The sequence below is a fragment of the Nocardia sp. NPDC056100 genome, assembly GCF_042266325.1.
In the GTDB taxonomy this organism is placed as follows: domain Bacteria; phylum Actinomycetota; class Actinomycetes; order Mycobacteriales; family Mycobacteriaceae; genus Nocardia.
Genome location: NZ_JBHJVY010000003.1, coordinates 1304412 through 1330102, shown reverse-complemented (window position 1 = coordinate 1330102; position 25691 = coordinate 1304412). Strand labels below are relative to the sequence as shown.

The following is a 25691-nucleotide window of genomic DNA, read 5'->3' as shown; positions in this document are numbered from 1 at the left end:
ATGGCGAGTAATCGATCGATCGCTTTTCCCGCCGTTGCCGCCGCCGTGCTGATCGCCGCCACGGCGTGCTCATCCGCGCCGCAGCCTGCGCAGCCGCCTCCCTCCGGTGAATTCCGCAAGGAGACACTGCATTTCGCGACCGCGGTGGGACCGGACGATAAGACGGCGTGCGATGTGGTCGGCGATCTCTACACCCCGGTGGATGCGAGCGCGGCGCATCCGGTGCCCGCCCTGCTCAGCACGAACGGGCTGGGCGGGTCCAAGGAGCAGGTCGCCATGTACGGCAACTACTATGCCGCGCACGGATACGCGGTGCTGGCGTATTCCGGTCTGGGGCAGGGCGGTTCGGGCTGTCAGGTATATCTGGACAGCCCCGACTTCGACGGGAAGGCCGCCGCCCGACTGGTGGATTTCCTCGGCGGGGTGGACGGCATCGCGTTCCGGGATGCCGCGCACACCCAGCCGGTGACATCGCCGGATTACGTGGTGCACGACAGGACCGATCACGACGGGCACAGCGGCCCGCATGATCCGCGGGTGGGTATGGTCGGCGGTTCCTACGGTGGCGCGGTGCAATTCGCCGCGGCCGCACGGGATCCGCGCATCGACACCATCTCGCCGATGATCACCTGGAACGACCTGTCCTACTCGCTGGTCCCCAATGGAACCGGGCAGACCTCGGGGGTGTCGACGGCGGTGCCGGGCGCGCCGAAGACGCAGTGGATGAACCGGCTCTCCGGCGGCGCGAACTGCCGGGCCGGGATGGCCGAACTGTGCGGGCTGCGGGATGTGGTGTCCGGCAACGGATATCCCACCCCGGAACAGGTGGATATGCTGCGCGCGGATTCGCCGGCGAGCTATCTGGGCAAAATCCGGATTCCGGTGCTGCTGATCCAGGGTGAACAGGACACGCTCTTCAACCTCAACGAGGCACGCGCCAGCTACGACGGCCTGCGCGCCCAAGGCACCGAGACCAGGATGATCTGGATGTCGGCCGGACATTCGGTGCTGACACCCGAGCCGGGGTCGAAGGTGGGTGTGGTCGATCCGGCGTTGAATTACTGGGATGCCCGCCAGAGTGCATGGTTCGAGCGCTATCTGCGGGACGGCGACGGTGATACCGGGCCGCGATTCGCCTACTACCGCAATTGGATTCCCTTCACCGGTGATCCGGCGGCGGCGTACGGTACCGCCGACAACGCCGATGTGGGCACCCCGCGCACCATGTTCCTGTCCGGCGATTCACGACTCATCGGTGATCGGGCCGGGGTGCTGCCCGGGGATCAGACTCTGACAACAGGTCCGGGCGGCACCGCACTGTCCTGGACCACCGCACCGGTCGATACCGCCCTGGATATCGCGGGCATTCCGAAGCTCACCGTCCGACTGAGTGCCGAACAGCCGTTGAACGGGAGCGTCGCGGATGCGGCGGTGGTCTTCGCATCGCTGTATGACGTTGCGGCGGATGGGAGTTCGGCCCTGATCGACGGACTCATCTCCCCCGCGCGGATCACCAGCCTGCGGGATCCGATCACCATCAGCCTGTCCGGGCTGGTGCACCGGATAGCGCCGGGTCACAGTCTGCGACTACAGCTCTCGGGTAGCGCGGAAGGGTTCGACGCGCCCTCCGCGGTCCATCGCCTCACCATCGCGGCCGGACCGGATCAGGCGCTGGTACTGCCCGTCGTCGGCTCGTAGTCGCGTTCAGTACACGGTGTAGAACTCCCGGGCGATCTGGAAACCGTGCCCGGTGGTGACGTTGACGCACTGCACATCTTGCAGGCTCACGGTGCAGACGAAGTTCCCCTGCCGGACCTGCTGACCGTAATCGACGATGGGCGAATGGAAATCGATCGGCGCGTCGGTGTGGCAGGTGATGCGCGCGCGCTCATTCTGTACGGCGAGCACATCGCCGTACGCGCCGTGGCAGTTGTCCGGACGCTGCGGTGACAGGTACGAATGATCCCTGATCTGGCATACCGCACCCTCGGGCCCGACGAGACAGCCGATATTGCCGGACGGTGCGATGAATTGGCTCAGGCTCGCGGCATTCGCGGTTCCGGCGTCGACACCGAAGGTGGCGGCGGCGATGGCGGCGGCACCGACGACCGCCGAAAGGTATGTGGCTTTCATGGCATCGATAGTGTGCGCGGCCGATTTCGAAAACCTTATGCCCCGCTAATGGCGACCGCTCAACCGTCGAGCTGGACGGTATTCAGCATGAGTTGTAACGCGGCGGCACACGGGTCGGGTTGCGCCGAATGGTCGCGATTGTGCACCCACCAGGTGACGGTGCCGGAGTCCGCGGCGGACAGGCCGCAGGCTCCCGGATCGCGGGGGTCGTGCCAGTAGAAGCCGCCGAAGCTCTTCACCACGGCATTGTCGGTGGTGTAGCCGAGATCGGTGGCGGTCTGGCGATCGAACATGAGGGAGTTCTTCTTCAGCCAGCCGTAGGTGAGGTCGATCGGGTTGCCGGTGGCCGAAACCCCGGTCCACGAGCAGATGGTGGGTGAAAGCTGTTGCCGCAGAACCGTTGCCGCGACGGTGCGCTCGATGGTGGCGGTGGGCAGCGGTCCGCAGCCCGCCAAGGTGTTGTCCTCCACCGGCGCGGCGACGGGTGCGGGTGGTGAATTCGTGGAGCAGCCGGTCAGCACACCGGCCGTCAGGAGTAGTGCCGCGATCGCGATTCGATTGCCGCGCATGGGATTACCGTTTCGCCAGGGTCGCGGAGGCCAGCCGGTCGGCCGCGGCGCAGGCGTTCGCTCCGGTGACGGCGACGGAATCGACTGTCCAGGATATGAAGTCGGTATCGCCGGTCTGCACCGCAGCTTCACAGGCGTGTGCGGCCTGCCAGCTGAAACCGGCGCGGCCGACGATATCGATCCCCGCTCGACCGGCGGAAGCCCCTGCCTCGGAGCGATATTCGCCGATCGGGCTGTTGCGGAACCAGCGGAAGGCGATACTCGACCCGTCCGATGTCTCCCACCGGCACAGCAGCGGATCACTACTGATCAGCGTGACCGCGCCGAATCCGGACAGCGCGCCGACCTGGTTCGCGTCCGCCGAACCGCACAGGCCGACATCGAGCGCGGGCGTTATCTCGTGCGGTGTACTGCTTGGCGCGGCGGCGGGTGTGCCGCTGTCGCTCGCTCCGCAGGCGGACAGCACCAGTGCGGCGAGCAGCGCCAGACCCGGTCCCGCCATTCGCGCTCGCACGATTGCGATAGTAGCGACGCGGGGCCCGCTGTGCGCGGGTGCTAGCTCACCACGCGCGGCCACGGATAGAACGCCAGGTGCAGCAGCAACACCACAAGCAGGGCGAGTAGGACCGCCGCGACGGGGTGTGCGCGCCGTTCCAGATAGCCGATCGTCCGGAAGAGCGTGGGGAACGGGACGTCCCTGCTGAAGAACAGCGACAGGATGCTCGGGATCACGACCCAGACGAGCGCGATGACGCCGTACAGCACGTACGCCCCGAGATACGAGTCCGGGGACATACTCCGGTCACCGGCGGCGAACAAAACACCGAGGATCAGCGCCACCGCGGCGAGCACGAGGTAGCCCGCGCCCAGCAGTTCCACATTCCCGGTGTCGGTGGTGACGCGTCCGTTCGCGGTGGTTGGCCGCCCGGCCACGGTGCGCGCCACGGGTTTCGGGCTGATCAGCAATTGCGGGACCGCGTAGTACGCGATCACCACGATGACGAACACCACCACCACGCGCACCACCGAATGCTGGGTTTGCAGATGTCCGATGGTCGCCGAAATGGTGGGCCAGCCCGCCACCCGGAACACCGATGCCAATTCGGGCAGGGCGATCGCCAAACCCGCGAGGCCCCACATGAGGTAACCCCAGAATTCCGCCGAGCGTCCCGCCGCTGTGGGCACCGCCCCGGTGCCGACCGCCTCCGTCATAAACCCGGTTCTACCACGCGAAACAGTGTGCGGACCGGAAGCTGTGCAGTCGATACCGGCCCGGTGCTGGGCCGATACCGATTGCGGGATGGACGGAAATCATCCGGTCCGGATCGTTCAGCCCAGCGACCCGGTGACCCCTTCGGCCGCCGCCACCAGCACACCGGTGGCGGCGAGGCGCACGGCCGATTCGATATCGGGGGCCAGGTAGCGATCCGGACCCGGGCCCGGGACCTCGGCGCGCAGCGCGGCGATGACCGCGGCCGTGGCCGGGCCGGGTGTCAACGGGACACGCATATCGATTCCCCGTGCGGCGGTGAGGATTTCGATGGCCAGCACCCTGGTCAGGCCGTCGATGGCGCGACGTAGTTTACGGGCCGCGGACCACCCCATCGAGACGTGATCCTCCTGCATGGCCGAGGAGGGGATGGAATCCACGCTGGCCGGGGCGGCGAGCCGCTTGAGCTCGGAAACGATTGCGGCCTGGGTGTATTGGGCGATCATATGCCCGCTGTCCACGCCCGGATCGTCGGCGAGGAAGGCGTTCAGACCGTGATTGCGGGCCACATCCAGGAAGCGGTCGGTGCGGCGCTCGCTGATGCTCGCCACATCCGCGACCACGATGGCCAGGAAATCCAGCACGTAGGCGATGGGCGCGCCGTGGAAATTGCCATTGGATTCGACCCGGCCGTCCAGGGTGACGACGGGATTGTCCACGGCACTGGCGAGTTCGCGCAGCGCGACGGTGCGGGCGTGCGCGGCGGTGTCCCGCGCCGCGCCCGCGACCTGGGGTGCGCAGCGCAGCGAATAGGCGTCCTGGACGCGGGCGCAGTCCGGGCCGCGATGGCTGGCCACGATTTCCGAATCGGCCAGCAGCCGGGTCATATTCGCGGCGGCCACGGCCTGACCCGGATGCGGGCGCAGGGCTTGCAGATCGGCGGCGAAGACCCGGTCGGTGCCGAGTTGGCCCTCCACGCTCATGGCGGCGGCGATATCGGCCAGGCGCAGCAGGGCGTCCAGATCGTCCAGGGCCAGCACCAGCATGCCGAGCATGCCGTCGGTGCCGTTGATCAGCGCCAGGCCCTCCTTTTCGGCGAGCACCACCGGTTCGATACCGGCCTGCGCCAAAGCCGTTGCGGCGGGCAGCAGTTCGCCATTGGCGGTGCGCACCTGACCTTCGCCCATGGCGGCCAGCGCGCAGTGCGACAGCGGTGCGAGATCGCCCGAACAGCCGAGGCTTCCGTATTCGTACACGACCGGGGTCAGCCCGGCGGACAGCATGGCGGCGTAGGTGCGCGCGACCTCGGGGCGGACGCCGGTGCGGCCGGTGGCCAGTGTCGACAGGCGCAGCAGCATGAGCGCGCGCACCACCTCGGTCTCGACCTCCGGTCCCGAACCGGCGGCGTGCGATCGGATCAGGCTGCGCTGCAATTGGGTTCGCAGTTCCTGCGGGATATGGCGGCTGGCGAGCGCGCCGAATCCGGTGGAGACGCCGTACACCGGTTTCGGATCATCCGCGAGTTCCTGTATGCGGGTGCGGCTTTCGGCTATCGCCGTGAGCGCCTCGGCCGAAAGTTCGACCGGCGCGCCGTGGCGGGCAACCCGCACCACCTCCTCGAGGCTCACGGGTCCGATTCCCACGGTGACGGTTTCACTAGAGACCGCCCGGCCGGGGGTGTGTTCGATGGAGGCGCTCAAGACCTCTCCTTTCCTCAGACGTGTGCGTTGGTGACGCTTTCCGAGAGTGCGTCCAAGGCGGCGGCGGTGGCCGAGCCGGGGACGGCGGTGTAGACGACGAGCAATTGATCGGGATCGCCGGGGAGCAGCAGGGATTCGTAGCCCATATCCAGCAGTCCGGCCTCGGGATGCTGAATCCGCTTGCCGCCGTGCGTCTTCTCCTTGACCGGATGCGCGCCCCAGATGCGGCGGAAGTCGGCGCTGCGCTCGCTCAGCTCGTCGACCAGGACGTGCAGGGCCGGATCGTCCGGATGCAGACCGGCATCGCGGCGCAGGAAAGCGGCGGTCTCGACCGCGACGGTCTCCCAGTCCGGGTAGAACTCGGGGGCGACCGGGTTCAGGAACAGATATCTGGCCTGATTGCGTTCCTCGGCGGGCACCGACGAGAATCCGGAAACCTTGTCGCCCAGGGCATTCCAGGCGATCACATCCATGCGGCGGCCCAGCACGAAGGCGGGCGCGGTCAGCGCGTCCAGCACCAGCCGGGTGCCCTCGCGCACCGTGGACTGATATACCCCGCCCGATGCGACCGGCCGGGTGCCGGTGGGCCGGGCCAGCGCGTACAGGTGCAGGCGTTCGGGATCGGTGAGCCGCAGCGCCCGGGCGACCGCGTCCAGCACCGCATCGGAGGCATTGCGGCCGCGCCCCTGTTCCAGCCGGATGTAGTAGTCCACGCTGACCCCGGCCAGCTGCGCCACTTCCTCGCGGCGCAGGCCCGGCACCCGGCGGCGGCCGTACTCGCGCAGCCCGGCGTCGGCGGGCGCGATGCGAGCGCGCCGGGATTGCAGAAATTCGCCGAGATCGGTGTCCATGCACACCACCCTAGGGAGTTCCATCCTGGTACTGCCGGACCCAGGAAAACCGGACCCCTCGCTGCCCCCTTTTCACCAGCTCAGGATGAGTTCATGAGCTACGAGAACCTGAACAACCGCACCGCCGTCATCACCGGGGCCGCCAGCGGCATGGGTGAGGCGACCGCATTGCTGCTGGCCCGCAATGGCGCCCGGGTCGCACTGCTGGCCCGGCGCGCCGATCGGCTGGAGACCCTGGTCGCCAAGATCGAGGCCGAGGGCGGCACGGCGCTGGCGGTGCCGGTGGATGTCACCGATCCGGCGAGCGTGAGCGCGGCGGCCGAGCGGGTGCACACGACCTTCGGCCCGGTGGACCTGGTGGTGAACGCGGCGGGCGTCATGCTGCCCAATCCGATCGCCGACGGCCGCGAGGACGAATGGGTGCGCATGATCGACACCAATATCACCGGGGCGCTGCGCGTCATCCGGGCCTTCGTGCCGGATCTGCTGGCCGCCGCCGATGCCGGGCGCACCGCCGATCTGGTGGATATCTCCTCCATCGGCGCGCACGTGAACTTCCCGAACTACGCGGTGTACGGGGCGACCAAGGCCGCGCTCACGCAGCTGTCGGCGAGTCTGCGCACCGAACTGGGCCCGCGCCGGGTGCGCGTGACCAATATCGAGCCGGGGCTCACCGCGACCGAACTCGGTTCGCATATCGACAATGCGGAACTGAGTTCGGGACTGGACGGGATGTTCGCGTACCTGGACGCGCTGAGCGCGGACGATATCGCCGATCTCATCGCGTACACCACCAGCCGCGCGCGGCACGTCAACCTGCGTCAGGTCATCGTGCTGCCGACCCAGCAGGCCTGAGCCGCACCGCCCGCACGGATTTCATGCCTAGTATCGATCCCATGCGGGTGGGACGAGGGCTTTCCGGATTTCTGGCATTCGCAGTACTGCTGGCGGTGGTGGTGGCCACCGCCTGGCAGGGACAACCGCACGGATATCGCGAGGCATCCGCCCCGCCCGAGGTGTTCGCGGCGGGCCGGGCGATCGGCACCGTGCGCGAGATCGCGAGCAAACCCCATCCGGTGGGCACCCCCGAACACGACCGGGTGCGTGACTATCTCGCGGGCGAGTTGCGAAAACTGGGGCTGGAAACCGAGATTCGATCGGGTGTGGGCCGCTGGCCCGGCGATTTCAAACCCGATCGCACCGGCCTCGGGCGAGTCGACAATATCGTCGGCACGCTGAAGGGTACGAATCCGACGGGCACCGTTTATCTGGTGGCGCACTACGATTCGGTGCAGTCCGGACCGGGCGCGAATGACGACGGGGTCGGGGTCGCGGCCATCGTGGAGACGATGCGCGCGCTGCGGGACAGCGAGAACGGCCTGCGCAACAATGTGGTCGCCCTGCTCACCGATGGCGAGGAGCCCGGCCTGCTGGGTGCGGAAGCCTTTGTCGCGGAGGGTAATTACGACCGCAACGGTGTGGTGGTCAACAATGACGTTCGCGGTGCGGGCGGACCCGTACTGCTGTGGCGGATCACCCAGCCCGACGGCGGGCTGATCGATGCCGCCGCGCGAACGCCGTATCCGAATACCGATTCGATGACCACCGCGCTCGCCGGTGCGGGGGTCTCCAGCACCACCGATTTCGTGGCCTTCGACAAGGCCGGACTCCCGGTGCTGGACTGGGCGTATGCCGGGCGCAGCGCCTACTACCACAACATCAAGAACGATCCGGAGCACGTCGATCTCGCCACCGTGCAGCAGGTGGGCGAGAATACCCTCGCGCTGGCAAGGGATTTCGGCGCCCGCGATCTGAGCGACACGTCCGATCGCTCGAATCCTGCTTATTTCCCACTGCCTTTCGGCGTGCTGGTGGTGTGGCCGGCCTGGGTGATCATCACGCTCGCGGTGTTGTCGCTGCTGGCGATCGGGTGGGTGATCCGGCAGGTGCGCCGCAATGGCGAGGCCACCGTGAAGGGCGTGATCGGTGCTGCCGCTGTGACATTGGCGGCGCTGCCGGTGGCCATCGGCGCGACGTACGGCCTGTGGTGGCTGGTGCAGTTCATCCGTCCCGAGTACCGGGCCTGGCCGGTGGATCCGTATCGGCCGGAGTTCTTCCAGGCCGCCGTGGCGGTATTGACCGTGGCCGTACTGACCGCCGGTTATGTGCTGGCGCGCCGCTGGTTCGGCGCGACGGGCGCGGCGATCGGACTGCTCACCGGTGTGGTGGCGGCCGGGGCCGGGGTCACGGTGTACTCCCCCGCGGCGGCGGAGATCATCGTGATCCCGGCGTGCGCGGCGGCATTCGGGGTGGTGCTCACCTTCGTGGTGCCGGAGCGCTGGCGGTTGCTGACGCTCACGGTGTCGCTGCTTCCGGCGGCGCTGTTCCTGGGCGGGAGCGCCTGGTCCGGTATCCAGGCCGGACTGATGACCGCGCCGTTCACGGGGGTGCCGCTGATCGTGGTGCTGGGCGGACTGCTGCTGCTCACCCTCATCCGGAGTTGGCCCGCACGACGCGGCTGGACCGTTCCGGCGCTGGCGGTGGTGCTCACCGTGGTGCTGGCCGCCGTGGGGCAGGCGGTGGATCGTTTCGATGTGGACCATCCCCGGGTGACCCAGGTGTCGTACGCGCTGGACGCGGATCACGGTGACGCGCAATGGTTGTCGGTGCTCGCACCGGACGATTGGACGCGGCAGTTCGTGAACGACGGCGCGCCGGGCGCACCGTACTCGGATCTGTTCCCCGGGATAGTGGCCGCCGGAAAGGCGGTGCCGGAGGCGCTCAGCGCGCCGGTCGCCGAAATCCTTTCGGACACCACCGATTCGGGGCAGCGGACGGTGCGATTGCGAGTGCGTTCCACGCGCGGGGCCACCGCCATCGATCTGCGCTGGGAGCAGGCGCCGAGCTCGCTGACCGTCGCCGGGCGGGAGTTGACCCCGGTGCCGCACAAGAGTTTTCATTTCGTCGCACCGCCCGCCGAGGGTATCGAGGTGCGGCTGGTGGCACCGGCCGGGCCGCTGAACCTCACGCTCATCGACTACACCTGGCTGCCCGATTCGAAGCTGACGCAGGGACCCGGTCGCGGCCATCCCGATGACGCCTTCTTCCGGCAGGACAGTGCGGCGGCGGTGTTCACCCGGGTGCCGGGACTGTGACCGGTCAGCCGCGCCGCTGATGACGGCGTAGATAGCGGCCGGTCAGGCTGTCCGGAGCGGTGGTCAATTGCCGGGGCGTGCCGGTGGCGATGATCCGGCCGCCCTCCGGACCGCCGCCCGGTCCCATATCGATGACGTGATCGGCGTCGCCGATCAGATCCAGATCGTGATCGATGGCGATAATGGTCGCGCCACCGTGCAATAGGCGATCGAGCACACCGACCAGGGTGCGCACATCCTGCGGATGCAGGCCGGTGGTCGGCTCGTCGAAGACATAGAGCAGATGCCGCTGACCGGTGCGCAGGCCACTGGCCAGGCGCATGCGCTGGGCCTCGCCGCCGGACAGGCTGGGCGTGGGTTCGCCGAGGCTGAGGTAGCCCAGGCCCACCTCGCGCAGCGCCTGTAGCGGCGGGCCGATGCGCGGTACGCCCGCGAAACGGTCGGCGGCGTCGGCGACGGTCAGATTCAGCACGTCGGCGATGGTCGAGCCGTCCACGCGCACCTCGAGGGTCTCGGGGTTGTAGCGCGCCCCGTGGCAGGCCGGGCAGGTCAGCACCATATCCGGCAGGTACTGCACATCCAGCGAGACCTCGCCCAGGCCCGTGCAGGTCGGGCACTGTCCGCCCTTGACGTTGTAGGAGAATCTGCCCGCGCCCCAGTGCTTTTCGCGAGCCTGCGGGGTCGCGGCGAAGAGCGCGCGGATACCGTCGAAGGCTCCGGAGTAGGTGGCGGGGGTGGAACGGCTGTTATTGCCGATCGGCGTGGAATCCACCGTGATCACGCGGGTGATGCCGCCGGTGTTCAGTTCCCGGACATGGGCGGGCAGTCGCTCCCCCGCCAGCCGACGGGTGAGCGCCGGGACCAGGCTGTCCAGCACCAGAGATGTTTTGCCGGAACCGGATACGCCGGTGACCAGGGTCAGCCGCTGCAGCGGAAAGCGGGCGGTGACATCGTGCAGGGTGTAGAAATCGCCGACGGTGATCTCCAGTTGATCATCCCCGGCGCGCACCCCGCGCGGCTTGCGGGCATGCGGGTCGGCGCGCCCCGAAAGATAGGGCCCGGTAATCGAATTAGGGTCATCGGACAGCTGTGCGGCGGTGCCGCGGGCGATGACCGTACCGCCCGCGCGGCCCGCGCCCGGTCCCATTTCCAGGAGCTGGTCCACCTGGCGCAGCAATTCCACCTCGTGGTCCACCATGACCACCGAATTGCCATTGTCGACCAGGGCGCGGATGACACCGATCAAGCCGTCCATATTCGCCGGGTGCAAGCCGATGGATGGTTCGTCCAGCACGTAAAGCATTCCGGTGGAACGGGTTTGCAGCGTCGCGGTGAGCTGGATGCGCTGCCGCTCCCCCGTCGAGAGCGATTCACCCGCCCGGTCCAGGGTCAGATAGCCGAGCCCGAGGGTGAGTAGCGGAGCTATGGCGCGCACGAATTCGGTGCTGAGGCGGGTGGCGATTTCGCGCATATCGGCCGGCAGGCGCTCCGGCACTCCCGGTGCCCACGTGGACAATTCGGCGAGGGTGAGCGCGCTGGTCTCGGCGATGGTGCGATCCTCGAGCAGCGTGCCGAGCGCTTCGGGGCGCAGCCGGGTGCCGTGACAGGCCGGGCAGGTGTGCAGGGTGAAGAATTTGCCGAGCCGTTCGCGGGTGGTCTGACTATTGGCATTGGCGAGCGAATGCCGCACGGCCGCACGGGCATTCTCGTAGGTGCCGTTGAGTTCGGCGGCCCGGCCGGATTTGGTGGTGACCACCACGTGCCGTTTCTCGGCGGGGCCGTCCAGCACGATATCGCGTTCGCGCGCGGTGAGGTCGCGATAGGGCACATCGATGCGCACGCCCAATTGCGCGGCGATCTGCGGCTGGAAATCGCGCAGCGGCAGTTTCCAGGGTGCGACCGCGCCCTCTTCGATGGTCAGGTCCGGATTCGGGATCAGCGCGTCGTCGTCGATCTCCTCGACCGTGCCGAGGCCGCCGCAGCGCGGGCAGGCCCCGAAACTGTCGAACGAGAAGGATTCCGCGCCCGGCAATTCCACCCTGCCACCGCATTCGGGCAGGTCGACATAGCCGCGCATCGCCACGTCCAGGGTCGGCGGCAGCCGGAATCCGGTGGGGCACAGGTGCGATCCCAGCCGCGAGTACATCAGCCGCAGCACGTTGTACACCTCGGTCATGGTGCCGACCGTGCTGCGCCGCCCCGGAATCGGCGGGCGCTGGCGCAGCGCCAGGGTCGCGGGCAGGAAATCGATGCGATCCACATCCGGGCGCTCGGTCTGGCTGATCCGCCGCCGGGTGTAGGTGGACAGGCCGTCCAGCAGACGCTGATAGCCCTCGCCGTAGAGCACATTCATGGCGAGCGAGGACTTCCCGGAACCGGACAGACCGGTGATCGCCACCCAGGACCACAGCGGGATCTCGACGTCTATGTCCTTCAGATTGTGCACGCGCGCGCCGAAAACCTTGATGGCCCGGGGCAGATCGTCGAGGCTCACCCGCGATCCCAGCGCCGCACCAGCTCCCGGCCGATCACCGCGAGCGGTGCGGCGGCCGCCATGCCGATATGGGTGGCGTCCACCTCGATATCGGTCACCGTCCCGGTGATGTGCTCCATCCAGGTCTCGGCGGGGCGGCGGTCCGCATCGGTCTCCCGAATGGCGGTGAAATGCAGCAGATCCCCGCGATAGCGCCCGGACGGGCCACCCGGGACCGCACGGGTGAGCGCGACGGTGGCGCGCTCGACCAGATCGGGCGGGAACACCGCGGCCGCGCGGGCGATATCGCCATTGGCGCGCAACTCCGCCCATGCGGATTCGGTGTCACCCGAAGCCTGTTCGGTGCCGTCGTACGCGGCGGTGTCCATCAGGGCGAGCGTGCGCACCTCCGCGCCCTGCAGTTGTAACCGCACGGCGACCTCGTGGGCGATGCGGCCGCCGAGCGACCAGCCCAGCAGGCGGTAGGGGCCGTGCGGCTGGGCCCGGCGAATCTCGGTGACATAGCGGTCGGCGTAGTCCGCGAGGGTGGTGAAAGGGTGTTCGTCGCGGACCACCCAGGGATCCTGCAGGCCGTACAGCGAGACGGCCGGATCGAGATGGGTGAGCAGGCCCGCGTACGGCCACGCCATACCGCCGCCGGGGTGAATGCAGAAGAGCGTGTCCGGACCGGAGCGGCGCAGCGGCAGAACCACCGCGTAGGACTCGTTCTCCGCTGTGTCGCTTGCTTTTTCGTCCTCATCCGGCATCGCCGAGGCGCTTTCGGCCTCCAGTCGGCGGGCCAGCGCGGCGACCTGCGGAGCCTCGAACAGATCGCGCAGGGTGATGATCCCGTCCAGGCGCGAGATGGCCTGGGCCGCGGTGAGGGAATTGCCGCCGAGGGTGAAGAAATCGTCGTCCAGACCGACCTCCGCTACGCCGAGAACTTCGGCGAAGGCGGTGGCAATCCGCTGCTCCGCGGGCGTGACCGGGGATCGGAAAGTGCTGGCGGGCAACGCGGGTGCGGGCAGCATGGCCCGGTCGATCTTCCCGTTCGACAGCAGGGGCATGCGCTCGAGCGGCATCACGACCGGCACCAGCTGTGCCGGAAGTCGTTGTGCGGCAACCGCTGCGACGGCGGTGGCGTCGATCGTCCGGCCCGGCTCCGGAATGACGTAGGCCACGAGCCGCGCACCCGCCGAGGTATTCGCCGGGGCGGCGACCGCGATCACCTGAGCCACTCCGGGTGCGGCGGACACGGCTGCCTCGATCTCGCCGAGTTCGATCCGCATTCCGCGCAGTTTGACCTGGAAATCATTGCGACCCTTGAAGATCAGTCGTCCATCCGGCGACCAGGCGGCCAGATCACCGCTGCGGTACAGGCGTTCACCGGCGGGGCCGAAGGGATCGGCGACGAAAGAGGCGGCGGTGGCGGCGGTTCGGTGCAGATAACCTCGGGCCACTCCCGAGCCGCCGAGATACAGCTCACCGGTCGCGCCCACCGGAACCGGGCGCAGGCAGCGGTCCAGGATGTAGCAGCGGGCACCGATGACCGGCCCGCCGATCGTCACCGGTCGTGCACCGTCGAGAGCGTCCTCGAGGGTGGCGATCACCGTGCCCTCGGTGGGGCCGTAGACGTTCACCAGGCGGTGGGCCTTGCCCCAGGTAGCCGCGACCGCGGGCGGGCAGGCTTCGCCGCCGGTGACCACCACGCGCAGATCCGGCAGTCCGGCCGAATCGGTGCAGGCCAGCACCGCCGGGGTGATGAAGGCATGGGTCACGCGCTCGCATCGCATGAATTCGGCGAGCGCGGCACCCGCGTACGCCTCGGGCGGCGCGACGACCAGCGCGGCCGCCGCCCCCGCCGCGAGCACCAGCTCCCACACCGAGGCGTCGAAGCTCGGTGCGGCGACGCACAATACGCGGCTGCCGGGCTCGGCCCCGATGTACTTCGCCTGTGTAGCAGCCAGATTCGCCAGGCCCGCGTGACTGATCACGACGCCCTTCGGCGCACCCGTGGAGCCCGAGGTGTGAATGATGTAGGCCGCGTTGTCGATATGCGCCCGATCGGCGTGCGACCGTACTTCGTTGCTCGAAGCCCCATCGATTTCGGTCCGCGATTCGGCGGTGGTGACGATGGTTCCGTCGGCGGCCAGTGAGATCAGCGGCATCCCCGTATGCGCGAAGGCGGCGGATTCGGCCGCCGCGGTGAGAATCGCGGCGGGCCGGACCGGGTGCAGCAGGTCGGCGATGCGCGCGGCCGGAAAGGCCGGGTCCACGGGCAGGAATGCCGCGCCGGATTTCGCCACCGCCCAGCAGGACACCACCCAGGCCAGGGAGCGGGACATCCCGAGTGCCACCACGTCCTCGGGGCCGATGCCCCGGGCCGTGAGCAGGGTGGCGAGCCGGGCCGCGCGGTCATCGAGTTCGCGGTAGGTGAGAGCCAGATCGCCATGGCGAACGGCCTCGGCGTCGGGGGCACGACGCACGGCGGCGGCCAGGATATCGGGCAGCAGCAGATCGCTCTCCGCCGCACCGGTCCTGTTCCAGTCCTGGATGATTCGGCGATACTCCGACGGGCCGAGGATCGGCAGTCGGGCAATGGCCGTCAGCGGCTCGGCGGTCACGCTGTCGAGCAGCAGCAGGTAGCGCTGGGCCAGGGCCGCGACGGTGTCGTGGTCGAAAAGGTCCGTGGCATACCGGATATGCAGCGTCAGCCCGGAATCCGAAGGCGCGATGGTGAATTCCAGATCGAAGCGAGCGGCCTGCGAGTCGGATTCGACGACTTCGGCGGTGAGTCCGGGCAGTTCCAGGCGCACGGGTTCCAGGTTCTGAAGTGTGAACAGCACCTGGAACAGCGGGTGCCGAGACCGCGAACGCGGCGGCTCGAGCGCCTCCACAACCTGTTCGAACGGCGCATCGGCATGCGCGAAGGCAGCCAGATCGATACTGCGCACTCGCTCCAGGAATTCGGAGAATGATTGCGCGGGAGCGACTTCCGTGCGCAGCACCAGGGTATTGACGAACATGCCGACCAGATCGTCCAGCTCCGCCGCCCCGCGCCCGGCCACCGGGGTGCCGATGGCGATGTCATCGCCGTCCGACCACGCCGCGAGCAGTATCGCCAGGCCCGCGTGCAACACCATGAACGGCGAGGCGTCATGCTCGGCCGCCACCGTCCGCAACCGCCGCACCGTCTGCTCGGGAATCTCACACGCTATGGCCGCGCCCGCGAAGGAGGCGACCACCGGGCGTGGTCGATCGAACGGCAGGCCGATCTCCGCGGGCAATGCCGCGAGCGTGCCCATCCAGTAATCGATCTGGCGCGTCATCTCGGACCCGGATTCCTCCACCGAGCCCAGGGCATCACGCTGCCACAGCGTGTAATCCGCGTACTGCAAGGGCAGTTCGGCCCACTGCGGGCGAAGGCCCTCGCACACGGCCGCATAGGCGGCCGCCAGATCCCGGGCCAGCGGCGTGAGCGAATAGCCGTCCGCATTGGCGTGATGAATCACGAACGCCAGCACCCACTCGCGCGCGGTGTCCGGCGATTCACCGAGCGCGAACAGGGCGCTGCGCACCGGCACCGCCGCCGTCAGATCGAAAGGCCGCGAACAGAATTCCTGTAAAGCCTCCCGTACGACCGACCCGTCCACCACACGCGTTTCCGGCGCTGGCAAGCCGCTCGGCGCAACGGTCCGATCTTCCGGGGAGCCGAGCGCATCACCGGATCCGGTGGTCAGGATCCGTTGGGAGCCTTCGCCGTCGGTGTCGGGGAAGTAGGTACGCAGGGTTTCGTGGCGGGCGATGACCTCGCGTACCGCCGCCGCCATGGCGGGCGCGTTCAAGCGGCCGCGCAGGCGCAGGATCAGCGGGATGTGATAGGCGTCGGATCGCGGGTCGAGGCGGTGCAGCAGCCAAAGGCGTTGCTGCGCATAGGAGAGCGGAATGCGGTCCGGGCGGGGTTGTGGGGTGAGCGGGGTACGGGTGGTGCGCGGGGCGGTGGCCAGGTGGTCGGCCAGGGTTGCCACCGTGGGGGCGTCGAAGATCGAGCGCACCGGTACTCGCACGCCCAGTGCCGTACCCAGGCGCGCGGCGACCCTGGTGGCGTTGAGGGAATTGCCGCCGAGGCGGAAGAAGTCGTCGTCCAGGCCGACCCGGTCGAGGTGCAGGACCTCGGCGAATACGCGTGCCACCGCGCGCTCGGCGGTGGTGGCCGGGGCGCGGAACTCGGCGGTTTCGGGTGCCGGGGCGGGCAGGGCGGCGCGGTCGAGTTTGCCGTTCACGGTGAGCGGCAGTCGTTCGCACAGCACGATGGCGGAGGGGACCAGGTGCCCGGGCAGGGTGGCCGTCAAAGCCGCGCGCACGCCGGTGACCTCCAGGTTCGGCGCGTCGGCGGTGATGTAGGCGACGATGCGGGGATCGCCGGGCGTCTCCGTGTACAGGACGACAACGGCCTGGCCGACGCCCGGCAGGTCGGTGAGCGCGGCCTCGATCTCGCCGGGTTCGACGCGCATACCGCGCACCTTGAGCTGGGAATCAGTGCGGCCCAGGAACTCCAGCGAGCCATCGGCCCGGCGGCGCACCGCATCCCCGGTGCGATACATCCGGCCCGGCGCGAACGGATCGGGCAGGAAGCGGAGCGCGGTCAGCCCCTTCCGGCCGTGATAGCCGCGCGCGACACCCGGCCCGGCGATGTACATCTCCCCCGTCACGCCGTCGGGCACCGGGTGCAGACAGGCGTCGAGGACATAGCAGCGTATCCCGGTCGCCGGTCCGCCCAGCGTGACCGGCTGCCCCCGCTCATACGGCGCACTGTAATTGGAGATGACGGTGACCTCGCTGGGACCGTACGCGATCAGCAGGCGGCGATCGGCGGACCACCGGGCCGCCAGCGCGGGCGGCACCGCCTCCCCACCGGTCACCAGCACCCGCAACTCCGACTCGGCCTCGCAGCGTATGTCGCTCGCGCCCTCGCATGAATCCGTTGCGACCGTTCGCAATTCCGCCGGATCCAGTTCCGCGAGGACCGCGGGGGTGAGGAAGGCGTGGGTGATTCGTTCTCGGCGGATGAGATCGGTGAGTTCGGGGCCGCCGTAGAGGTCCGGGTCGGCGATGACCAGGGTGGCGGCCGCGCCGAGGGCGAGCAGCAGCTCCCAGATCGAGGCGTCGAAGCTCTGGGACGCCGCCGCGAGGATGCGTGAATCACGCTGGGGAGCGCAGTGTTCGGCCTGTGCGGCGACCGTATTGGCGAGACCGGCGTGCGTGATGACCACACCCTTGGGTGCGCCGGTCGAGCCGGAGGTGAAGATGAGGTAGGCCGCGTCGTGGAGTCGCACATTGCGGAGGCGCTCATTTCCGGTGACGACGGCTGCCGAAGTGGCGGCCAGTTCCGCCGAGACCTCCGGAGCATCCAGTACCAGCCAAATGGGCTGTGCGGCACGAGGTGCGACGCCCCGGCGGGACGCGCCCCTGGTAGCCGGGTGTTCATCGGCGGCCGCGGCGACCTCGCGCGGGCCGGTCAGCCAGGCACCCACGTCTGCGGTCGTGATACCCAGTGCCGCATGGGAATCCGTGAGCAGCTGATCGATGCGGCCGGAAGGGTGGCGGGGATCTATCGGAAGGTAGGTCGCGCCGGATTTGGCCACCGCCCACAGCGCGATCACCCAATCCAGTGAGCGGCGGATGGCCACCGCCACCACATCGCCGGTACCTATGCCGCGGCGAATGAGGGCCCGGGTCAGCCGGTTCGACCGTTCGTTGAGTTCGCGGTAGGTGAGGGTGCGGTCGCCATACACGACGGCGGTGGCATCGGGGGCCAGGGCGACCGCGCGGCACATCAGGCCGGGCAGGTTGATGCAGGTGGCACCGCCGGTGCGGTTCCAGCTGTACAGAATGTCGTGGCGTTCCTCAGGGGTGAGCACGTCCATGGCCCGCACCGGGCGATCCGGGGTGGCGGCGGCCTGGGCGAGGAGGCGGCCGAAACGGTGCAGCACGCTTTCGGCGGTGCCCGGGTCGAACAGGGCGGTGTCATAGCGCAGGGTGAGGCCGAGGGTGGAATTCCGCTCCGCCACTTCGAATTCCAGATCGAATCGGACCGCGCCGGTGTACGGCGGCAGGGCTTCGACGCGAACGCCGGGCAGGGCCAGTTCGGTCGAGCCGAAGCTCTGATAGGACAGCACGACCTGGAACAGCGGATGCCGGGCGGTGGAACGCGGCAGATCGAGCGCTTCGACTATCCGCTCGAAGGGAGTGTGCGCGTTATCGAGCGCCTCGACATCGATATCGCGGACCCGATGCAGCAGCCCGCCGAAGGATTCCCGGCCGTCGACGGGGACGCGCAGCGCGACGGGATTGACGAACATGCCCACCAGATCGTCCAGACCCGGCCGATCCCGCCCGGCGGTCGGAGTGCCGATGACGATATCCGTTGTGCCGGACAGCTTCGCCAGCAGTACGGCCAGCGCCGCATGCACCACCATGAACAGCGAGGCGCGCTGGCGGCGGCCGAGTTCCCGCAGGCCGATCGTGATCTCCGGCGGCACGGTCGATTCGACGCTGCCACCGGCATGCTCGGACTGCCTGGGGCGCGGGCGATCGAAGGGCAGCGGCAATTCCAGCGGTGCGCCGTCCAGTACCGAAATCCACTGCTTCAGTTGCCGATTCAGTTCCGAGCCCGGATCATCGGCGGCACCCAGCGCGGCGTGCTGGCGAATCGCGTAGTCCGAGTACTGCATCGGCAGCGCGGGCCATTTCGGTGCGGCGCCGAGCGCGCGGGCGGTATAGGCGGTGGCGAGATCGCGGGCGAGCGGACCGAGTGAGAATCCGTCGGCATTCACGTGGTGCACGACCAGGATCAGCACCCAGGAGGCGGGGCGGCCCGGCTCGTCGATGCCGTAGAGCCGTGCTCGAATCGGCGGCTCGGCGGCGAGATCGAAAGGCTCGCACTCGAATTCGCGCAGTGCGCGGTCCAGTCGCTGCCGCGACACCCGGCGGATGTCGAGCACGCCGATATCGTCCTGTGCCACGGCCTGATACGGCATCCCGTCCCGTTCGGGAAACCAGGTGCGCAGCGCCTCGTGCCGCCACACCACATCCGCCACCGCCGCGGTCAGCGCGGTCACGTCGAGGGCTCCACTCAGCCGTACGGCCAGCGGAATATGGTAGGCCGCGCCCGCCCCGAGCCGGTCCAGCAGCCAAATACCCTGCTGCGCGAAGGACAGCGGCACCAGGTCCGGCCGGGGGCGCGTGTCCTCGCCGACCGGATCGAACGGCGCGCACACCCCGCGCGCCGCCAGCGCCCCGGCCAGCCCGGTCACGGTCGGCTCCTCGAACAACGCCCGCAGATCCAACTCGATACCGGCACCGCGCAATGCCGCCACCGCACGGGTGGCGCTCAATGAATTGCCGCCGAGCGAGAAGAAATCGCCATCCGCGCCGACGCGATCCAGGCCGAGCACCGCCGCGTACGCGCGCGCGACCGTCTCCTCGAGTGGGGTCTCCGGTGCGCGATACCGTTCCCGAGCGCGCACGGGGGCGGGCAGGGCGGCTCGATCCACCTTCCCGGTGATGGTCAGTGGAAGGCGTTCCACGATCGCCACCGTCGGCAGATAATGCGCCGGCAGCACCCGCGCCAGTTCGGTGCGCAGTTCGGCCGGATCGATCCGGTGTCCCGCATCGGGGACCACGTACGCGACGATCTCGGGTTCCCCCGGCCCGGATGACGCATCGGCGTGCAGGACGACCACGGCATCCGCGACCCCGGGGGCGGCCGACAGCGCGCCCTCGATCTCACCGAGTTCGACGCGGACGCCGCGAATCTTGATCTGGAAGTCATTGCGGCCGTGGTAATCCAGTTCACCGTCACCGCGCCAGCAGCCGAGATCACCGGTGCGGTACAGGCGTTCGCCGGTGCTCGCGAACGGGCTGGATACGAAACGGGTCGCGGTGAATCCGGGGCGGCGATGATAACCGCGCGCCAAACCCGGCCCGGCGATATAGATTTCGCCGATCACGCCCGGCGGCACCGGGCGCAGGCGGCCGTCCAGGACATGGCAGCGCGCACCGATCACCGGACCGCCGATGGATACGGTGGCGTCGGCGCGCAGCGGACGGCTGACGCTCGACCAGATGGTGGTCTCGGTCGGGCCGTAGACATTGACGAAACACCGTCCGGTGGACCAGCGAGCGGCCAGTTCCGGCGGGCAGGTCTCACCGGCGGTGGCCAGCAGCCGCAATTGCGGGAGCCGCCCCGGATCGGTGAGCGTCGCCAGTACGCGCGGGGTGAGCATGGCGTGCGTAATGCGCTCCCGCTCCAGCAGTTCGAGCAGGGCGTCACCCGCGTACGCCCAGGGCGGAGCCAGCACCAGGGTCGCACCGGATCCCAAGGCCAGCAGCAACTCCCACATGGAGGCGTCGAAACTGGGCGAGGCCACCGCCAGCACCCGGGCGTCCGGATCGGCGTCGCAGCGCTGCGCCTGGGTGACCAGGACATTCGCCAGGCCGCCGTGAGTGATGGTGGCGGCCTTGGGGATTCCGGTCGACCCCGAGGTGTACATGACGTACGCCGGATGGTGCAGGCGCAGCGGGCGCACCCGGTCGGCGTCGGTGATCGGCGGCGCGAACTCGTCGGCGGGCTCGTCCGGGTCGATGAGCAACCAGCCGCCACCGGCCGGCGCGGGCAGGTCCGCGCGGCGGCGATCGGTGGTGATGCCCAGGGCCGCACCGGAATCCGCGAGCATATGCTCGATGCGTTCGGCGGGCGCGTTGGGGTCCACGGGCAGATAGGCCGCGCCGCTGTGCGCGACCGCGCAGACCGCGATCACCCATTCCGGGGAGCGCGGCAGCGCCACCGCGACGATGTCCTCCGGGCCGACGCCGAGCGCGATCAGTGTGCGCGCCAGCTGATTCGCGCGCTCACCGAGCTCGCGGTAGCTCAACGCACCGCTTTCACAGCGCAGCGCGCACGCGTCCGGATCATAGGCGGCCGCACGGGTCAGCAACTGCGGCAGCGTGATCGCGACCGCCTGACTGGTCTCGTTCCATTCGCGCAGCAGGCGATGCTCATCGGCGGAACACAGGTCGACCGCGCCGACCGGAGCCGCCGAATCGGCGGCGATATGTTCCAGCATCCGGCACAGCCGCTGCGTGAGCGCGGTCATGGCGGGCTCGTCGAAGAGGTCGGCCGCATAGCGCAGGCTCACCGCCAATTCGTCCGGGGACTCCGCGACGGTGAATTCCAGATCGAATTTGACCAGTGGCAACGGGATTTCGACGGACTCCACCCGCAGACCCGGCAGCTCGAATTCGGCGTGCGCGCGCGGGCGGAAGGACAGCATCACCTGGAACAGAGGATGCCGCACGCCGGAACGGGGCAGGCCGAGGGCGTCGACCACGTGCTCGAACGGCGCTTCATCATGGGCGAAGGCGCTCAGATCGATATCGCGGACCCGGGACAGCAGGCCGTCACAGGATTCGGCCGGATCCACCGGCACCCGCAGTACGAGCGTATTGACGAACATGCCGATCAGATCGTCGAGGCGGGCGTCACCGCGCCCGGCCACCGGGGTGCCGACCGCGATATCGCTTCCACCCGATACCGCGGCCAGCACCGCCGACAGGCCGGCGTGCACAACCATGAACATGGTCGCGCCGTGCCGGCGAGCCACCTCGCGCAATCCCCGGACGGTGCTACCGGGAACCTCCACACTCACCCGCTCCGCCCGCCGCGAGCCACGCGCGGGGCGCGGCCGATGCGGTGGCAGACCGGATTCCACCGGCAGCCCGGCCAGCGCGCGCGACCAGTAGCCGAGCTGCCTGGACAGTTCGGACTCCGGATCGTTCGCGGCGCCGAGCACCTCGCGCTGCCAGAGGGTGTAATCCGCGTACTGCACCGGTAGTGCGGTCCACTGCGGAGCCGCACTGCGTGCCCGGGCCGGATACGCGGCCGCCAGATCCCTCGCGAATGGAGCGAGCGAAAGTCCGTCGGCGATCACATGATGCACCAGAACGGCGAGAATATGCTGCTCCGCCACGCCATTCGGGTCATGAATCCGCAGCAGCCGCACCAGAATCGGCGGGGCGGCCGCGAGATCGAAACTGGCGCGCCCGAACTCGGCCAGGGTGTCCTCGACATCCTGGGCCGCAACGGTTTCCGCCACCAGGCCCGAAACCACCGTGTCGACCGGCGCGATCCGCTGCCGCACCACCCCGTCGACCTCGGGAAATGAGGTGCGCAACGCCTCGTGCCGCTCCACCACATCGGTGAGCGCGGCGGTCAGCGCGCTGACATCCAGCTCACCGCTCAACCGCAACCCCAGCAGCATGTTGTACGCCGCCGACTCCGGATCCATCCGCTGCGCCAGCCAAAGCCGCTGCTGCGCATACGACATGGGCACCGGCCCACCCCGCTCCCGGACCCCCGGCCGCTCCCGCTCCACCAGCAGATCCCGCGCGCCCACCCGCGCCGCGAATCCCGCCACCGTTCCGGCCTCGAACAGATCCCGCACCCCGGCCGCCACGCCCAGCGCCGCCCCGACCCGCCCCGCGACCAATGCCGCCCCGAGCGAATCGCCGCCCAGCGTGAAGAAGTCATCGTCCAGCCCGATGCGCCGCCCGCCGAGCACCTGCGCGAACGCCTCCGCCACCACCTTCTCCGCCTCGGTGACGGGCGCGCGATACCGGCCGGCCACCGGGGCGGGTGCGGGCAGAGCGGCCCGATCGACCTTCCCGTTCGCGGTGACCGGGAGCCGATCCAGCAGCACGATCACCGGCACCATATAGCTCGGCAACCGCTGCGCCACAGACACTTCCAGCTCCCGGGTGGTGAGCAGCACCCCCGGCTCCGGCACCGCGTAGGCCACGATCCGCTGGGCGGCGTCGCGACCGCCGTGCACCATGACCACGGCCTGAGCGACGCCGGGACAGGCGGCCACGGCGGCTTCGATCTCGCCGAGCTCTATCCGGAGGCCGCGGATCTTGATCTGGGAATCCAGGCGGCCGTGGAATTCGAGGTCGCCGGAGTCGGTCCGGGTGGCGAGATCGCCGGTGCGGTACAGGCGTTCCCCCGGCGCGCCGAAGGGATCGGCCAGGAAGGCGGCGGCGGTCCCGGCCCGGCGGGTGAGGAAGCCCCGGGCCAGGCCCGGGCCGCCGAGGTAGAGCTCGCCGACCACACCGGGCGGGACGGGGCGGAGCCACGGGTCCAAGACGTAGCAGCGCATACCGGGAACCGGGGTACCGAGGGTCACCGGGCGGTCCGGGGTCAGCGCGGCGAGGTTGGTGACGATGCTGGCCTCGGTGGGGCCGTAGACGTTGACCAGGGTGCGGCCGGGTGACCACGCGGCGACCACGGCCGGTGGGCAGTCCTCGCCGCCGGTCGAAAGGTAGTGCAGGGTGGGCAGTCCGGTGGGATCGGTGGCCGCGAGCACGGCGGGCGTGAGGAAGGCATGGGTCACCCGTTCCCGGCGGATGAGATCCGCCAGGCGCGGGCCCGCGTAGGAGTCGCCGTCGGCGATCACCAGGGTCGCCCCGGTCGTCGCGGCGAGCAGCACCTCCCACAGCGAGGCGTCGAAGGTCGGGATGGTCGCGCACAGCACGCGATCACCGGGGGCGGCCGGAAGGTGATCGGCCTGTGCCGCAAGCAATCCCGTCAGACCGGCGTGGGTGACGACCACACCCTTGGGCGCACCGGTCGAGCCCGAGGTGTAGATGACATACGCCGGATGTCCCGGGCGCAGCGCGCGCACGCGATCGGTGGCGGTCGTGCCGGGGGCGCTGCTGTCGTGCGAGTCCGATGGTGCCGGGACGGTGAGTGATTCGCGGCCGTGGCGCACCCGGTCCGGGAATGGCGTTGCGGGAGTGTCGATCAGGAGGCGGACTCCGGCTTCGCGGAGTATCGCGGCGATTCGGTCGACGGGGTGGGCCGGATCGACCGGCAGGTAGGCGGCTCCGGCTTTGGCCAGCGCCCAGATGGCCACCACCCAGGCCGCGCTACGGCGGGCGGGGACGGCGACTATGTCCTCCGGGCCGATGCCGCGGCGAATCAGGCTGTGCGCCAGTCGATTCGATAGGTCGTCCAGTTGGCTGTAAGCGAGGGAGGTCGCACCGTCGACCACCGCGGTGCCGTCGCCGCCGCGGCGGGCTCCGGCCGCCAGCAGGTCGGGCAGCAGGCGGGGGTCGGGCTCGTCTATCCGGTTGGGGGCGTGCAGGATTCGGTCGCGCTCGGTATCGGTCAGCAGTCCGATGGTGCCCACGGGCTGATCCGGGTCGGCGGCCAGAAGGTTGCCGAGGAATAGCAGGAAGCGGTTCAGGAGGTCGTTCAGCTCGGTCTGGTCATAGCGATCCGGGTTGGCGAGCAGGTCGACCGACAGACCCTGTTCGGCTCCGGCGCGGTACAGGTTGAAGTGCAGATCGGCCACCGAACCCGAGGACAGGATGCGGTATTCACCGGTGGCGCGGCCGAATCGGCTGGTGCGGTCGAAGAACATCAGGTTCACGGTCGGGCCGAGCAGTTGATCGGGGGTGACGCCGAGATCGCGGCGCAGCTCCTCGAAGCGGTAGCGCTGATGCCGGAGCCCGCCGGTGATCTCCCGCGCCGCCGCCGCGATCAGCTCGCGCGCGGTGATCGCGCCCGCGCAGCGCAGCCGGATCGGCAGCACATTGGCCAGCATGCCGCCGGATCGCTTCAGCGCGGCGGTGGTTCGGGCGGACGCCGCCAACTGCACCATCGGCTCGGTCCCGCCGGTGGTGCCCGCCCGGAACGCGCACACCGCGGCCACCAGCACCTGCGCGGGGCTCACCGCGCAGTCGGCGGCCAGCTGTTCCAGCGCCACCCATTCGAACGGTGACAGCGCACCCGCCGAGCGCAGCGCGACGGGTGCGGGACCGGCAGCGCGCACCCGGGTCGCCACCCCGGCGGGCGGCGCAACGGTCCAGTCCGAGAAGCGTTCCCGCCAATAGTCGCGGTCCGCGGTGAACCGCGCCGACGCCCGGTATTCGGCGTCCGCAGCCTGGATCAGGTCCGGCGCGAGACCGCCGAACGGCACCGGCTCGGTCCCGCGCAGCAGTGCGTCGTACCACTGTCCGATGCGCGCGATCAGGCTCAATCCGCCGTAGCCGTCGATGGCGACGTGATGCATCTGCGCGTACCAGATGTGCAACTCCGGTTCGACCCGCAGCAGCGCCGCGGCCCACAGCGGCGCGTCGATGAGTTCGATGGGTTCACGATGCCGCCGGTTCATCCAATCCAGCGCCGCCCGATACGGTTCGGCCTCGCGGGTGAGGTCGACGCGTTCGAGTCCGCCGCCGATATCGGCGGCGAGCCACTGATACGGCTGTCCGTCGGCGCGGCCGATGCGCAGCCGGCCGACGCCGAACTCCTCGAAGGCGCGGCGCGAGGCCGCGTCGAAGCGTTCGGCGTCGAGTTCACCCCGCAATTCCAGGTAGTGCGCCTGGCCGGGAAGGGCGCGCGGAGCGGTGCGGTCCCCGGCTCCGATATCGTCCGCGAGCCACAATTCCATTTGGGCGCGGGACAATTCGAACGGCACGGCGACGCGGACATCCGGAGACTGGGCTGGCACTGTCCCTCCCGAAGTCGAGAGCGGCG

11 protein-coding genes are annotated in these 25691 nt (G+C 69.3%); 3 read left to right on the top strand and 8 right to left on the bottom strand.

Features of this window, described 5'->3' with window-relative positions; all coding sequences use genetic code 11:
* Positions 1 to 1698 (top strand): CocE/NonD family hydrolase, encoded by a 1698-nt coding sequence (locus ACFC0O_RS28240; protein ID WP_375962875.1) that lies wholly within the window; start codon positions 1 to 3, stop codon positions 1696 to 1698.
* Between the two features lie 6 nt (positions 1699 to 1704).
* Here ACFC0O_RS28240 and ACFC0O_RS28235 read toward each other — a convergent pair whose 3' ends face one another.
* From ACFC0O_RS28235 to ACFC0O_RS28210, 6 genes are all read right to left on the bottom strand, one after another.
* On the bottom strand, positions 1705 to 2133 hold the full coding sequence (locus tag ACFC0O_RS28235) for a DUF6636 domain-containing protein (RefSeq protein WP_375962872.1): 429 nt from the start codon (positions 2131 to 2133) through the stop codon (positions 1705 to 1707).
* A 59-nt stretch (positions 2134 to 2192) separates the two neighbouring features.
* A complete protein-coding gene (locus tag ACFC0O_RS28230; RefSeq protein ID WP_375962870.1) occupies positions 2193 to 2702 on the bottom strand; it encodes a DUF3558 family protein in 510 nt (169 codons plus the stop codon).
* Positions 2703 to 2706: 4 nt separating this feature from the next.
* Positions 2707 to 3216 carry a DUF3558 family protein gene (locus ACFC0O_RS28225; protein WP_375962867.1) on the bottom strand — a complete coding sequence of 170 codons (510 nt, stop codon included), beginning with the start codon at positions 3214 to 3216 and terminating at the stop codon, positions 2707 to 2709.
* A 41-nt stretch (positions 3217 to 3257) separates the two neighbouring features.
* Positions 3258 to 3914: a hypothetical protein gene (locus tag ACFC0O_RS28220; protein WP_375962865.1), complete on the bottom strand. Its 657-nt coding sequence runs from the start codon at positions 3912 to 3914 to the stop codon at positions 3258 to 3260.
* 117 nt (positions 3915 to 4031) lie between these two features.
* On the bottom strand, positions 4032 to 5612 hold the full coding sequence (hutH, locus tag ACFC0O_RS28215; protein ID WP_375962863.1) for a histidine ammonia-lyase: 1581 nt from the start codon (positions 5610 to 5612) through the stop codon (positions 4032 to 4034).
* Positions 5613 to 5626: 14 nt separating this feature from the next.
* Positions 5627 to 6463 (bottom strand): helix-turn-helix transcriptional regulator, encoded by an 837-nt coding sequence (locus ACFC0O_RS28210; protein ID WP_375962860.1) that lies wholly within the window; start codon positions 6461 to 6463, stop codon positions 5627 to 5629.
* A gap of 93 nt (positions 6464 to 6556) precedes the next feature.
* On the opposite strand from ACFC0O_RS28210, the gene ACFC0O_RS28205 reads away from it, so the two are divergent.
* Together ACFC0O_RS28205 and ACFC0O_RS28200 are read left to right on the top strand one after the other, a co-directional pair.
* Positions 6557 to 7318 carry an SDR family oxidoreductase gene (locus ACFC0O_RS28205; protein WP_375962858.1) on the top strand — a complete coding sequence of 254 codons (762 nt, stop codon included), beginning with the start codon at positions 6557 to 6559 and terminating at the stop codon, positions 7316 to 7318.
* Positions 7319 to 7359: 41 nt separating this feature from the next.
* Positions 7360 to 9618, top strand: coding sequence for a M28 family peptidase (locus ACFC0O_RS28200; RefSeq protein ID WP_375962855.1), 2259 nt, complete (start codon positions 7360 to 7362; stop codon positions 9616 to 9618).
* A 4-nt stretch (positions 9619 to 9622) separates the two neighbouring features.
* Here the strand turns inward: ACFC0O_RS28200 and ACFC0O_RS28195 are convergent, their stop codons facing one another.
* A complete protein-coding gene (locus ACFC0O_RS28195; protein WP_375962853.1) occupies positions 9623 to 12112 on the bottom strand; it encodes an excinuclease ABC subunit UvrA in 2490 nt (829 codons plus the stop codon).
* Complete coding sequence (locus ACFC0O_RS28190) at positions 12109 to 25665, bottom strand: amino acid adenylation domain-containing protein (protein WP_375962850.1); 13557 nt, start codon at positions 25663 to 25665, stop codon at positions 12109 to 12111. Before ACFC0O_RS28190 ends, ACFC0O_RS28195 begins: the two co-directional genes overlap by 4 nt.
* Positions 25666 to 25691 lie beyond the last annotated feature (26 nt).

Coding starts and splice junctions, on each gene's coding strand:
- ACFC0O_RS28220 (WP_375962865.1), bottom strand. CDS start 3,914: ATGACGGAGGCGGTCGGCACCGGGGCGGTGCCCACAGCGGCGGGACGC.
- ACFC0O_RS28200 (WP_375962855.1), top strand. CDS start 7,360: ATGCGGGTGGGACGAGGGCTTTCCGGATTTCTGGCATTCGCAGTACTG.
- ACFC0O_RS28210 (WP_375962860.1), bottom strand. CDS start 6,463: ATGGACACCGATCTCGGCGAATTTCTGCAATCCCGGCGCGCTCGCATC.
- ACFC0O_RS28205 (WP_375962858.1), top strand. CDS start 6,557: ATGAGCTACGAGAACCTGAACAACCGCACCGCCGTCATCACCGGGGCC.
- ACFC0O_RS28240 (WP_375962875.1), top strand. CDS start 1: ATGGCGAGTAATCGATCGATCGCTTTTCCCGCCGTTGCCGCCGCCGTG.
- ACFC0O_RS28235 (WP_375962872.1), bottom strand. CDS start 2,133: ATGAAAGCCACATACCTTTCGGCGGTCGTCGGTGCCGCCGCCATCGCC.
- ACFC0O_RS28230 (WP_375962870.1), bottom strand. CDS start 2,702: ATGCGCGGCAATCGAATCGCGATCGCGGCACTACTCCTGACGGCCGGT.